This is a genomic window from Rhodoferax sp. GW822-FHT02D07, assembly GCF_058802405.1.
Window position 1 is genome coordinate 58036 of the sequence record NZ_JBXAOD010000009.1, and the last position, 12784, is coordinate 70819.

The window sequence follows — 12784 nt, forward strand, 5'->3', positions numbered from 1 at the left end:
TCAGGCTCCCGCCTGACGGGCTTTGTCATTGGCGCATCAGCCGGGGCTTACTTACCCAACTTCAAGAAATCATCCCCCTTGCCCAACTCCAGCAACCCGGCGTTGGAATACACCTGCAGCTTGGCGCGGGTGTCGGTAATGTCCAGGTTGCGCATGGTCAGTTGGCCGATACGGTCCAGCGGGCTGAAGGGCGCGTCTTCCACCTTTTCCATGCTCAGGCGCTCGGGCGCGTAGGTCAGGTTCGGCGATTCGGTGTTCAGCAGCGAGTAGTCATTGCCGCGGCGCAGTTCCAGGGTCACGGTGCCGGTCACGGCCTTGGCCACCCAGCGTTGGGCGGTTTCGCGCAGCATGATGGCTTGGCTGTCGAACCAGCGGCCCTGGTATAGCAGGCGGCCGAGCTTGCGGCCGTTGTCGCGGTATTGCTCGATGGTGTCTTCGTTGTGGATGCCGGTGACCAGGCGCTCGTAGGCGATGAACAGCAGCGCCAGGCCAGGGGCTTCGTAGATGCCGCGGCTCTTGGCTTCGATGATGCGGTTCTCGATCTGGTCGCTCATGCCCAGGCCGTGGCGGCCGCCGATCTCGTTGGCCTTCAAGATCAGGCTCACGAGGTCGGGGTATTGCACGCCGTTCAGCGCGACGGGGCGGCCTTCTTCAAAGGTAACGCTCACCTCTTCGGCCTTGATGGCGCAGTCTTCGCGCCAGAAGGGCACGCCCATGATGGGGTTGACGATCTTGATGCCGCTGTTCAGGAACTCCAGGTCTTTGGCCTCGTGCGTGGCGCCCAGCATGTTGCTGTCGGTGCTGTAGGCCTTCTCGGCGCTCATCTTGTAGCCAAAGCCGCTGGCGGTCATGAAGGCGCTCATCTCGGCGCGGCCGCCCAGTTCGTCAATAAAGGTCTGGTCCAGCCAGGGCTTGTAGATCTTGAGCGCGGGGTTCACCAAGAGGCCGTAGCGGTAGAAGCGCTCGATGTCGTTGCCCTTGAAGGTGCTGCCGTCGCCCCAGATGTTGACGTCGTCTTCCTTCATGGCGCTCACCAGCATGGTGCCGGTCACGGCGCGGCCCAGCGGGGTGGTGTTGAAGTAGGTCTGGCCGGCGGTGGTGATGTGGAAGGCGCCGGCTTGCAGGGCGGCAATGCCTTCGGCAGCCAGCTGCGGGCGGCAGTCCACCAACCTAGCCTTGATGGCGCCGTATTCCATGGCCTTCTTGGGGATGGCGTCGTAGTCGGCCTCGTCGGGCTGGCCCAGGTTGGCGGTGTAGGCGTAGGGCAGGGCGCCCTTCTTCATCATCCAGTGCAGCGCGGCGCTGGTGTCCAGGCCGCCCGAGAAGGCGATGCCGACCTTTTGGCCGGTGGGGATGTTTTGCAGAATGGTGTTAGACATAAAATTGGCCTCTAGCCCGCATGGATGTTGCGCGAGCAGCTATAAAAAATGGAGCGTTTGCGTCTGCTGGGGGAGCCGTAATCAACCACTGATTAGCCGAAATGGCAGATGTAGTGGTAGGCGGCGTGGCCCTCGGTCACGCGGATTTGGAACTTGGCGTTGCCGGGCACGCTGAACTTTTCGCCTTCGCCGCTGGTGACCCAGGTGTCCGTGCCGTCGAGTTTGTAATCGCAGCTGCCGCCCACGCATTCCATGATCTCGGGGGCGCCGGTGTTGAAGGTCAGCGTGGCGGGCAGGATGACGCCGACCGACTTCTTGGTGCCATCGGCCAGGGTGAAGCCGTGGCTCACGCACTTGCCGTCAAAGTAGACATTGGCCTTGGTGGTGATGGAAACGCCGGGAATCTGGGTAGTGGTCATGGTGCGGGGGCCAAAGATGGATGGTGAAAGGGGCCGGCGCGCGGCGCGCCGGGAACCCGTGATTTTACGGGCTGCGGGCTAGCCCAGCCGGGCCTGGAAAGCGGCCTCGGCAAAGCCCACGCTCACCTGGCCGTCTGCCCAGACGACCACGGGGCGCTTGATGACGCTGCTGTGCTCCTGCATCACGGCCATGGCCGAAGGCGTGTCCACCACGCTGGCCTGGGTGGCCTCGTCCAGCTTGCGCCAGGTAGGGCCCTTGCGGTTGATGATCTTGTCCAGGCCCACGGCGTCAATCCAGCCGGGGAGCAGGGCGGTGGGTACGCCCTGTTTCTTGAAGTCGTGAAACGCGTAGTCCACGCCATGGTCGGTGAGCCAGGTGCGGGCTTTTTTGACGGTGTCGCAGTTGGGAATGCCGTAGAGGGTGATCATGCCCCTGATTCTACTTTCAGGGTGTTTTAAGAACCCAGCCCCCGTGGATAGTGCGCAAGCAGCTACCAAATTGATAGTAAAAGGCTTCTGACGCCGGCGTTCCCACCCGCTGGCAGATCAGGCGGTGCGGGCGTTCTGCGAAGGTAAAGGAGGAGGCCGCAGGCCGGGGAACACGCAGCAGAACGCCCGCACCGCCTGATCCGCACAAAGCCCCGCAACCCAAAGCCCCAGAGCCAGCCCTGCGACAATCCGGCCCATGGAATCCCCCGCAACGCTACAAGACTGGCTCGCCCACTGCGAGCGCCTGCACCCCAAGGGCATCAACGGCATCGAACTGGGCCTGGACCGCGTGCGCAGCGTCGCCCAGCGCCTGAACCTGCACTTCAGCTGCCCGGTGTTCACCGTGGCTGGCACCAACGGCAAGGGCTCCACCTGCGCCATGCTCGAATCCATCCTGCGCGAGGCGGGCTACAAGACCGGCGTCTACAGCTCGCCCCACCTGGTGCACTTTGAGGAGCGCATGCGCCTGAACGGCTTGGCTGCGGACGCTAGCAAAATCGTAGCTGCTTGCGCAGAGGTGGAGCGGGCCAGGGTCGTAAATGGTGCTGAAGTCCAGCTCACCTACTTCGAGTTCACCACCCTGGCCATCCTGCTGGCGCTCTCCCGCGAAGGGCTGGATGCCGTCATTCTGGAAGTGGGCCTGGGCGGGCGCCTGGACGCCGTCAACATCATTGACACTGACTGCGCCGTCATCACCAGCATCGACCTGGACCACATGGAGCTGCTGGGCGACACCCGCGAAGCCATCGGGTTCGAGAAGGCGGGCATCATGCGCGCCGGCCGCCCGGTCATCGTCAGCGACCCGGTGCCGCCCCAAAGCGTGCTGGACCATGCGGCGCAAGTGGGCGCTGACCTGTGGACCGTGGGGCGGGACTTCAATGTGTCCGGCGACAAGCAGCAATGGGGCTGGGCCGGGCGCGGCCGGCGCTACGCGGGCCTGGCTTACCCGGCGCTGCGCGGCGCCAACCAGCTGGTCAACGCCGCCGGCGTGCTGGCCGCGCTGACCGCGCTGCGCGAGCAACTGCCCGTCACGGCCCAGGCCGTGCGCAATGGCCTGGCTTTTGTGGAGCTGCCGGGGCGCTTCCAGATCATTCCCGGCCAGCCCGTGCTGGTGTTGGATGTGGCGCACAACCCGCATTCGGTGGCCGCGTTGGCCGCCAATCTGGACGCCATGGGCTTTTACCCGACCACGCACGCCATCTTTGGCGCCATGGCCGACAAGGAACTGGCGCCCATGTTTGCCAAAGTGGTGCCGCTCATGGACCGCTGGTATTTCACCGACCTGCCCAGCCCGCGCGCTGCGACTGGCGCGGATTTGAAGGCCCAGTGGGAGGCGCAAAACACCCGCAAGGACGCCTCGGCCCAGGCCTTTGCCAACCCCCTGGATGCCCTGCGCGCGGCCATCGCCGCGGCAGACCCCGCTGATAGAATCGTCGTCTTTGGATCGTTCTACACCGTGGGCGGTGTGCTGCAAGAGGGCACGCCCAAGCTGAACGCCAAGCATCTCCAGCCCCAAGTCCCCTGAACCGTCTCCAAAGCATGGCCTTTTTCAAGTTTCGCAAGGGTGGCGACGAGCAGCCCACCCCACCCAGCGCCACCGAGAGCGTGGAAGTCATGCGCAAGCGCGCACGCCATCGCCTCATCGGCGCGGCCGTGCTGGTGCTCTTGGGCGTGATTGGGTTCCCGCTGTTGTTTGACAGCCAGCCGCGCCCCATCGCGGTGGACATCCCCATCGAAATTCCCGACAAGGCCAAGGTCGCCCCGCTGGGTGCCCCGCCCGTGGCTGCGGCCAGCACTAGCGCGCCCTCGCAAGTCAGCGGTGGCAGCATTGGTGGTGCCACACCCGCGCCAGCTGCCTCTGCGGTAGCCAAGCCGGAAATCAAACCCGAGCCCAAGGCCGAGACCATCATCACCGAGTCCAAGCCAGTCCCCAAGGCCGAGGTCAAGCCTGTCGCCAAGCCAGAGCCCAAACCGGAAACCAAAGCCGAGGCCAAGCCGGTAGCGAAGCCCGAATCCAAGCCCGCCGAGAAGGCAGTGGACAAAACCGCCGCTAAGGCAGCCGATGCCGCCAAGGCCCAGGCCCTGCTGGACGGCAAACCTGCCGCCAAACCGGTCGCCAAGCCCGCAGAGACCAAAACTGAGGCCAAAGCCAGTGCCTCGGATGGCCGCTTTGTCGTCCAGGTGGGCGCCTATGTCGAGGCTGCCAAGCTGCGCGAGGCACGCCAGAAGGTGGAATCGGCCGGCTACAAGACTTATACCCAGGTGGTGGGCACCAAGGACGCACAGCGCACCCGCGTGCGCGTGGGCCCGTTTGCCAACAAGGCCGAGGCACAAAAGGCGGCCGACAAGCTCAAGAAGCTGAACCTGCCTGCGGCGATCTTGGAACTGTAGGCGCCGGCCCCACATGCCTACCTTGGACTGGATATTCCTGGCGATCTTGCTGTTCTCCCTGTTGCTGGGGGCTTGGCGCGGCTTGATGTACGAGGTGTTCTCGGTACTGAGCTGGGCCGTGGCCTTTGTGCTGGCGCAGTGGTTTGCGCCCGATGCTGCGCAGTGGATCCCGATCAGTGGCGACGCCGAGGCCGTGCGTTACGCCGGTGGTTTTGTGTTGGTGTTTGTGGCGACGGTGTTTGCCGGCGGCCTGGTGGCCTTTGTGATCAAGAAGCTGGTGTCGGCTGCGGGCATGAGCCCCGCTGATCGCATGCTGGGCGCTGTGTTTGGCCTGGTGCGCGGCATGTTGTTGTTGCTGGCGGCCACCGTGGTGGTCTCCATGACGCCGTTGCACACGGCCGACTGGTGGCGCAACGCCATGGGCCCGCGCATGACAGGCACCGTATTGGCAGCGGTCAAGCCCGTGCTGCCTGAAGAATTTGGCAAGTATTTACCTTGAGTGAGTGAACTCCTATGTGTGGAATCGTCGGCGTTGTCAGCAACGCACCCGTCAATCAGCTGATCTATGACTCCCTGCTGCTCCTGCAGCACCGGGGCCAGGACGCGGCCGGCATCGTCACCCAGCAGGACCGCAAGTTCTTCATGCACAAGGCCAAGGGCATGGTGAAGGACGTGTTCCGAACGCGCAACATGCGCGCCTTGCTGGGCAACTCCGGCCTGGGCCAGGTGCGTTACCCCACGGCGGGCAATGCCTTCAGCGAAGAAGAGGCCCAGCCCTTCTATGTGAACGCGCCCTTCGGCATCGTGCTGGTGCACAACGGCAACCTCACCAATGCCAAGGCCCTCAAGGCCGAGCTGTTCAACCTGGACCACCGCCACATCAACACCGAGAGCGACTCCGAGGTGCTGCTCAATGTGCTGGCCCACGAGATCGAAGTTGCCACGCGTGGCCTGCCGCTGCTGCCGCAGGAGCTGTTTGCCGCCGTGTCTCGTGTCCACAAGCGCATCAAGGGCTCCTACGCCGTCATCTGCCACATCGCCGGCCACGGCCTGCTGGCCTTTCGCGACCCCTATGGCATCCGCCCCCTGTGCATTGGCAAGGGTGCCGACGGCACGCACATGGTGGCCAGCGAATCGGTGGTGCTCGAAGGCACCAGCCACCAGTTCGTGCGCGACGTGCAGCCCGGCGAGGCCGTGTTCATTGCGCTGGACGGCACGGTGCACAGCCAGCAGTGCGCCGACAAGCCCCAGCTCATGCCTTGCATCTTTGAGTTCGTCTACCTGGCCCGCCCGGACTCCGTCATGGACGGCATCTCGGTCTACCAGGCCCGCCTGAACCTGGGCGAGACCCTGGCCAAGCGCGTGATCTCCACTGTGCCACCCAACGAGATCGATGTGGTCATACCCATCCCCGAGTCCAGCCGCCCCAGCGCTGCGCAACTGGCCCAACTGTTGGGCCTGCCCTACCGCGAAGGCTTCGTGAAGAACCGCTACGTGGGCCGGACCTTCATCATGCCGGGCCAGGGCGTGCGCAAGAAATCGGTGCGCCAGAAGCTCAACGTCATTGCCAGCGAATTCAAGGGCCGCAACGTGCTGCTGGTGGACGACTCCATCGTGCGCGGCACCACCTCCAAGGAAATCGTGCAGATGGCACGCGACGCCGGTGCGCGCAAGGTCTACATGGCCAGCGCCGCGCCGCCGGTGCGTTTCCCCAACGTGTATGGCATCGACATGCCCACCAGCAGCGAGCTGGTGGCGCACAACCGCACCGTGGAGCAGGTGCGTGAGCTCATCGGCTGCGACGCGCTGATCTATCAGGACGTGGATGGCATGAAGAAGGCCGTGGGTTCGCTGAGCAACAAGCTCGCCGGCTTTGACGCTTCCTGCTTCGACGGCGTCTATGTGACCGGCGACATCTCGTCCGACGACATCGCCCGCCTCAACGAAAACCGCGTGGGCGCAGAAGAAGGCCAGGAAGACACCTCGCGCCTGGCCCTGCCCAACCACGCCGACTGATACGCCCCATGACCGACCGACCCCTGCCTCCCGGCCTGCACCCGGCCACCCTCGCGGTCCGCGAAGGTGCGCCGCGCACCGCCTACGGCGAAAACTCCGAGGCCCTGTTCCTCACCAGCGGCTATGTGCAGCCCACGGCCGCCGCCTCTGCCGCGCGCTTTGCCGGTGAGGAAGATGGCTACACCTACAGCCGCAGCGGCAACCCCACCGTCACCAGCTTCGAGCGCCGCCTGGCCGCCATGGAAGGCGCCGAGGCCTGCATGGCCACTGCCACCGGCATGGCCGCCATCATGCTGATGTGCTTCAGCCTGCTCAAGTCGGGTGACCACGTGGTGTTCTCGCAGTCCATGTTCGGCTCCACTCTCAAGCTCATCGGTAGCGAGTTTGCGCGCTTTGGCGTGGAGTCCACCGTGGTGCCGCAGTCCGACATCGCGGCCTGGAAGGCGGCCGTCCGCCCCAGCACGCGCTTGCTGTTTGCCGAGACGCCTACCAACCCGCTGACCGAGCTCTGCGACATCGCAGCGCTGGCCGATATTGCCCACAGTGCTGGCGCGTTTTTGGCCGTGGACAACTGCTTTGCCACCCCCGTGCTGCAGCAGCCGCTGCGCCTGGGCGCCGACATCGTCATGCACTCGGGCACCAAATATCTGGACGGCCAGGGCCGCGTGATGGCCGGCGCGCTGTGCGCCAGTGAGGCCTTGGTGCGCGACAAATTCTTGCCCGTGCAGAAGAACTCCGGCATGGTGCTCTCGCCCTTCAACGCCTGGGTGGTGCTCAAGGGGCTGGAGACGCTGGAGCTGCGCATGAAGGCGCAGAGCGCCCAGACCCTGCAACTTGCCCAGTGGCTGGAAGCGCATCCCGCCGTGGCCCGCGTCTATTACCCGGGTCTGGAAAGTCATCCCCAGCATGCCCTGGCCCAGCGCCAGATGGGCGGCCTGGGCGGTGCGGTGCTCTCGTTTGACGTGAAGGCCTCTGGCCCCGAGCAAGCGCGAGCGCGCGCCTTCCATGTGCTGGACTCCATGCAGGTGCTCTCGCTGTGCACCAACCTGGGCGACACCAAGACCCTGTGCACCCACCCGGCCAGCACCTCGCACGGCAAGCTGGCCGAAGCGCAACGCCAGGCCGCCGGCATTGGCCAAGGCCTGATCCGCGTGGCCGTGGGCCTGGAATACTTTGACGACATCACCGCCGACCTGGCGCGTGGTTTGAATACGCTGACATGACCAAAATTCGTACGCGCATTGCGCCTTCCCCTACCGGTTTCCTGCACCTGGGCACCGCCCGTACCGCGCTGTACTCCTGGGCCTACGCGCGCCACTTCGGTGGCGAGTTTGTGCTGCGCATCGAAGACACCGACGTGGCTCGCTCCACGCAGGACTCGGTGGACCAGATCCTCGCGTCCATGCAATGGCTGGGCCTGGAATACAACGAAGGCCCGATCTACCAGATGCAGCGTCTGGACCGCTACAAGGCGGTGGTCGACCAACTGATTGCAGAAGGCAAGGCTTACTACTGCTACAGCACGCCCGAAGAGCTGGACGCCGTGCGCGAAGCCAAGAAGGCGCGTGGCGAAAAAGCCCTGTACGACGGCACCTGGCGCCCCGCACCTGGCAAGACCTTGCCGCCCGTGCCCGAAGGCGTGAAGCCCGTGGTGCGCTTCTGCAATCCGCAGGATGGCGATGTGACCTGGGACGACCTCGTCAAAGGCCCCATCACCATCAGCAATCGCGAGATCGATGACCTCATCATCGTCCGCACCGATGGCATCCCCACCTACAACTTCGCCGTGGTGGTGGACGACTGGGACATGCAGATCAGCCACGTCTTCCGCGGCGACGAGCACATCAACAACACGCCGTGGCAGATCAACATCTTCAACGCGCTGGGCGCACCGCTGCCCCAGTTCGGCCACTGCCCGGTCATCCTGGGCGACGACGGCCAGAAGCTGTCCAAGCGCCGCGGTGCTGTCAGTGTCACTGCCTACGAAGAGGGCGGCTACCTGCCCGAAGCCATGCTCAACTATCTGGCCCGCCTGGGCTGGAGCCATGGTGACGAAGAACTGTTCTCCCGCGAACAGCTGGTGAGCTGGTTCGACGGCACCCACCTCAACAAAAGCCCGGCCCAGTGGGACCCGGCCAAGCTGCTCTGGGTCAACGCCCACTACATCAAGCAGGCCGACAACGCGCGTCTGGCTCCACTGGTGGCCGCGCAACTGGCCAAGCAGGGCATCACGCTTTCAGCCGAGCAGGTTGAGAAGCATCTGCCCCAAGTCTGCGGCCTGCTCAAAGACCGTTGCGACACCACCGTGGCCTTGGCCACCTGGGCCGCCAAGTTCTACGCCGAGGTGCAGATCGATCCGGCCGAACAAGCCCAACATGTGACGGATGCTGTGAAGCCCGCCATCGCCCAGCTGCGCGACAAGCTCGCCACCTGCGCCTGGGACAAGGCCAGCATCGCCGCCGCCATCAAGGAAGTGCTGGCTGGCGCCGGTCTCAAGATGCCGCAACTGGCCATGCCTGTGCGCGTGCTCGTCATGGGTACGCCGCAGACGCCATCGTTGGACGCGGTGCTCGAATTAAGCAATCGTGAAAAAGTTCTGGCCCAACTTGCCAAAGCCTGAAAAACTTGTATATAATTTGAGGCTCGGAAGATGAGAACACTACAAAGCGAATAGCAAGTAGTATTCTCAGGTTCAAGGGGGTATAGCTCAGCTGGGAGAGCGCTTGCATGGCATGCAAGAGGTCAGCGGTTCGATCCCGCTTACCTCCACCACCAAGTCTTTCGAACGGATACGTCCAAGGTTTTGACCCTATCGTCTAGAGGCCTAGGACATCACCCTTTCACGGTGAGTACCGGGGTTCGAATCCCCGTAGGGTCGCCAAGTTTTTAGCGCAAGCTGAAACGGCACAAGTCGATAACACTTGGCTCGCAAGAGCGAACGTTGTCTACCAGGAGTGGTAGTTCAGTTGGTTAGAATACCGGCCTGTCACGCCGGGGGTCGCGGGTTCGAGTCCCGTCCACTCCGCCAAATCAAAAAGGGTTAACAGATTCGTCTGTTAACCCTTTTTTCTTTTTCGTCTGCCATTTCCGGTTCGCTATTCAGCGTCGTGCCACGATAAACAAGCGTGGAAACGGCAGCAGCACCGTGCCGTTGGGCAGCGCCGGATAGGCTTCGGTGATGGCTGCCAGGTAATGGGCGAGGTAAGCGTCCTTCTGGGCTGTCTCCAGCGGGGCCAGGTAGGGGCGCAGCGCGGTGCCCTTGAACCATTCGACCACGGCCTGCGGGCCACCGGTCAGGGGATGGAAGTAGGTGGTGCGCCAAATGTCCACGCTGGTGCAATGCGGTTGCAGCAGCCGGTAATAGAAATCTGCGCTATGGCGTTCGGGGTGGTGGATCTGGCCAATGGTGCTGGCCCACGGGCCTTGCACGGCGACCTTGCGTGCCAGCACATGGGCCGGTTCTTCCAGGTTGTCGGGCGTCTGGATGGCCAGACTGCCGCCGGGCGCGAGCTGGCGGACCAGGTGTGGATACAGCGTGGCGTGGTCGGGTAGCCATTGCAGGGATGCGTTGGCGAGGATCACGTCATAGGGCGCGCTGGCGCTCCAACTGCCGATGTCGGCGAGTTCAAAAGGAATATGTGGCAGGCGTTTCTGCGCGCTTTTCACCATGTCATCGGAGCTGTCCAAGCCGGACACTGCGGCCTGCGGAAAGCGCTCCACCAGCACTTCGGTGGAGTTGCCGGGGCCGCAGCCCAGATCGATCGCGCGCTGCACCTCCTGCGTGGGAATCGCGGCCACCAGGTCGCGCACGGGGCGGGTGCGCTCCTGTTCAAAGGCGGAATATTGTTTGGCAGACCAGGTCATGGAGTTCCTTTCAAAGGCGCTTCAACAGAAGGATTGCGGCGGGGAAGTGGAAGTTCCGTGCTTTACGCTGTGCTGGACGCCTTGCGCAGACGCCCCGGCGAAACGCCATAGAGTTGCTGGAAGTGACGTATGAAGTGCGAGGCGTCTGAGAAGCCGCATTCATAGGCGATGGTACTGATGGGCTGGTCGGTGTTGCTGAGAATCCACCGCCCGTATTTGAGGCGGGAGTTACGGTAGAACTCGGATGGCGAGAGCTGGGTCTCGGCGAGGAAGACGCGTTCGAGCTGGCGGCTGCTGGATCGAATGAGCTTGGCGATGACGGCGATCTCCAGCGGCGTGGTGATGTTCTTCTCCATGAGCACGATGGCCTCTTTGAGCTTGTCGCTGTCGCTGGAGGCATAGCCCAGCGCGCGCCGGCGCGTGAGGTGGGAGACCGAAGACTTCTGCGTCACCGTCATCTGGTGCACCACCTTGGCGGCGCGGTCGGGCCCGCAGTGCATGCGGATAAGTTCGGCGGCCAGTTCGATGATGGAGATGCCGCCCGCGCAGGTGATGCGGTCACCATCGATGAGGTAGTCGCAGTGCGTGGTGAAGGCCAGCTTGGGAAAGGTCTCCTTCCAGTCCTCCACATGAAAGGGGTGCACACAGGCCATGCGCCCCTCCATGAAGCCGTGCTTTGCCAGTACAAAGCTGCCGGTGCAGATGCCCATGAGCGGGATGCGCCGCTTGGTGGCCTGCTTGAGGAACTGCACGGCCTGCGGGTCGCTGGTCTTCATCGAGGGCAGCAGCCCGCCAATCACCGCCACATAGTCAAAGTCCAGGCCCGCGTCATCGGCACGCGCGGTGGGCACCAGCACGCCGCAGCTCGACGCCACTGGTTGGCCCTGGGCACTGAGCACCGTCCAGCTGCAGCGCACCTGGCGGCTCTGGTCGCCCAGGTCGGCCGCGTGGCGCAGCGCGTCGCACAGGCCAGCCAGCGAGAGCAGGGGAAAACGCGGCCACAGAAAGATGGCCACGCGCAGCTCCACGCCGCTGTCCTGTGCCGCACTTTTGGCCTTGGGTTTGCCCGCATCGAGCTTGCCAACCAGGGCGGCGCCGTCATCCGGTGGCGGTGAAGTGTCGGGGCGATTGCGGGTGACGGTTTTGCGCGGAGCGGTGCTCATGGGATGGTTTCGCAGATATCGGGAAGAACCCTGAATGTCGCATACGTTCTATTCGAACGCCAGCACTTCCTATGCCAAGTGGGGGGGCATTCCTACCATCCAAACCGTCATCCAACGACATTGTTTCAACCCCTTATTCCAGGAGTTTCTCCATGAAAAAAGACTTCGTTGCGCGCCTGCTGTGTACCCTGATTGGCGCTGTGGCGCTGGTTCCGCTGGCCCATGCGCAGGCCCTGCAAACCGTCGAAAAAGACACGCTCACCATTGCCTTTACGGGCGATATGCCCGGTACCGGCTACCAGGACGGCGCCATGATTGGCTATGACGGCGAGATCCTGCAGCGCGTGGCCGACGCCATCAAGCTCAAGGTCAAGCCCGCGCTGATGGAGTGGTCGGGCACCATCGCCTCGGTGCAGGCCAAGCGCGTGGACGTGATGGCCGGCACCATGGGCTGGACTGAGCAGCGCTCCAAGATCATGACACTGAGCGACCCTATCCACTACTTCAAGAACGGCATCACCCAGTCCAGCAAGACCGACTGGTCCCACCTCAAGGACCTCGAAGGCAAGAAGGTCGGCACCATTACTGGCTTCTCCTTCATCCCCGAGCTGCGCAAGATCAGCGGCCTGCAACTTAGCACCTACGACACCTCCGACGCCGCTGTGCGCGACCTGCTGGCCGGCCGCATTGATGCTGTGATTGGTGACCCCCCGGTGATGCAGTACGCCATCTCGCGCAACCCGCAGTGGAAGCTCAAGTTCAACGCCTTTGCCGACAACAACGCCGACTATCCGCTGCTCACTGGTTTGGGCCAGGTGGTGTTTGGCCTGAACAAGGACAACCCCGAACTCGCCAAGCTCGTTAACGCCGAAATCGCCAAGCTCTGGAAGGGTTGTGAGCTCAAGAAGATCGGCACCAAGTACGGCCTGGTGCAAGACGTCTGGTACGTGCCCGTGGGCCAGAACTTCCGCGCTGGCGTAGACCGCGCTGCCGACTGGAAGCTGCCAAGCTGCAAGTAAGTCCTGGCCGCGCACCGGAGTGCCGCGCGTGCGGCACTTCCTCC

12 protein-coding genes and 3 tRNA genes are annotated in these 12784 nt (G+C 63.7%); 10 read left to right on the forward strand and 5 right to left on the reverse strand.

Annotation, left to right across the window (positions count from 1 at the left end; genetic code table 11):
• Positions 1-47: 47 nt before the first annotated feature.
• The 3 genes from argG to AC1RNN_RS18065 form a co-directional block, all read right to left on the reverse strand.
• The gene (gene argG / locus AC1RNN_RS18055) at positions 48-1379 is read right to left on the reverse strand and encodes an argininosuccinate synthase (protein ID WP_493090825.1); all 1332 of its coding nucleotides are present in this window, start codon (positions 1377-1379) and stop codon (positions 48-50) included.
• Between the two features lie 92 nt (positions 1380-1471).
• Positions 1472-1798, reverse strand: a complete 327-nt coding sequence (ppnP, locus tag AC1RNN_RS18060; protein WP_493090824.1) for a pyrimidine/purine nucleoside phosphorylase — start codon at positions 1796-1798, stop codon at positions 1472-1474.
• Positions 1799-1876: 78 nt separating this feature from the next.
• Complete coding sequence (locus tag AC1RNN_RS18065) at positions 1877-2227, reverse strand: ArsC family reductase (protein ID WP_493090823.1); 351 nt, start codon at positions 2225-2227, stop codon at positions 1877-1879.
• Positions 2228-2483: 256 nt separating this feature from the next.
• Between AC1RNN_RS18065 and folC the strand changes: the two genes are divergently transcribed.
• The 9 genes from folC to AC1RNN_RS18110 all read left to right on the forward strand — a co-directional run bounded on the left by folC (position 2484) and on the right by AC1RNN_RS18110 (position 9722).
• Positions 2484-3812, forward strand: coding sequence for a bifunctional tetrahydrofolate synthase/dihydrofolate synthase (gene folC / locus AC1RNN_RS18070; RefSeq protein ID WP_493090822.1), 1329 nt, complete (start codon positions 2484-2486; stop codon positions 3810-3812).
• A gap of 14 nt (positions 3813-3826) precedes the next feature.
• On the forward strand, positions 3827-4678 hold the full coding sequence (locus AC1RNN_RS18075; protein ID WP_493090820.1) for an SPOR domain-containing protein: 852 nt from the start codon (positions 3827-3829) through the stop codon (positions 4676-4678).
• Positions 4679-4691: 13 nt separating this feature from the next.
• Positions 4692-5177: a CvpA family protein gene (locus tag AC1RNN_RS18080; RefSeq protein ID WP_493090819.1), complete on the forward strand. Its 486-nt coding sequence runs from the start codon at positions 4692-4694 to the stop codon at positions 5175-5177.
• A 14-nt stretch (positions 5178-5191) separates the two neighbouring features.
• Positions 5192-6694, forward strand: coding sequence for an amidophosphoribosyltransferase (purF, locus tag AC1RNN_RS18085; protein ID WP_493090817.1), 1503 nt, complete (start codon positions 5192-5194; stop codon positions 6692-6694).
• Positions 6695-6702: 8 nt separating this feature from the next.
• Positions 6703-7917: an O-succinylhomoserine sulfhydrylase gene (locus tag AC1RNN_RS18090; protein ID WP_493090816.1), complete on the forward strand. Its 1215-nt coding sequence runs from the start codon at positions 6703-6705 to the stop codon at positions 7915-7917.
• A complete protein-coding gene (gene gltX / locus AC1RNN_RS18095; RefSeq protein WP_493090815.1) occupies positions 7914-9314 on the forward strand; it encodes a glutamate--tRNA ligase in 1401 nt (466 codons plus the stop codon). Before AC1RNN_RS18090 ends, gltX begins: the two co-directional genes overlap by 4 nt.
• A 76-nt stretch (positions 9315-9390) precedes the next feature.
• Positions 9391-9466, forward strand: a tRNA-Ala gene (locus tag AC1RNN_RS18100).
• Between the two features lie 33 nt (positions 9467-9499).
• Positions 9500-9575, forward strand: a tRNA-Glu gene (locus AC1RNN_RS18105).
• 70 nt (positions 9576-9645) lie between these two features.
• Positions 9646-9722: transfer RNA gene (locus AC1RNN_RS18110), tRNA-Asp, on the forward strand.
• 71 nt (positions 9723-9793) lie between these two features.
• On the opposite strand, the gene tam is transcribed toward AC1RNN_RS18110, so the two are convergent.
• Complete coding sequence (tam, locus tag AC1RNN_RS18115) at positions 9794-10558, reverse strand: trans-aconitate 2-methyltransferase (protein ID WP_493090814.1); 765 nt, start codon at positions 10556-10558, stop codon at positions 9794-9796.
• Positions 10559-10620: 62 nt separating this feature from the next.
• On the reverse strand, positions 10621-11721 hold the full coding sequence (locus tag AC1RNN_RS18120; RefSeq protein WP_493090812.1) for a GlxA family transcriptional regulator: 1101 nt from the start codon (positions 11719-11721) through the stop codon (positions 10621-10623).
• A 152-nt stretch (positions 11722-11873) separates the two neighbouring features.
• Between AC1RNN_RS18120 and AC1RNN_RS18125 the strand changes: the two genes are divergently transcribed.
• On the forward strand, positions 11874-12740 hold the full coding sequence (locus tag AC1RNN_RS18125; protein WP_493090811.1) for an ABC transporter substrate-binding protein: 867 nt from the start codon (positions 11874-11876) through the stop codon (positions 12738-12740).
• The last annotated feature ends 44 nt before the right edge of the window (positions 12741-12784 follow it).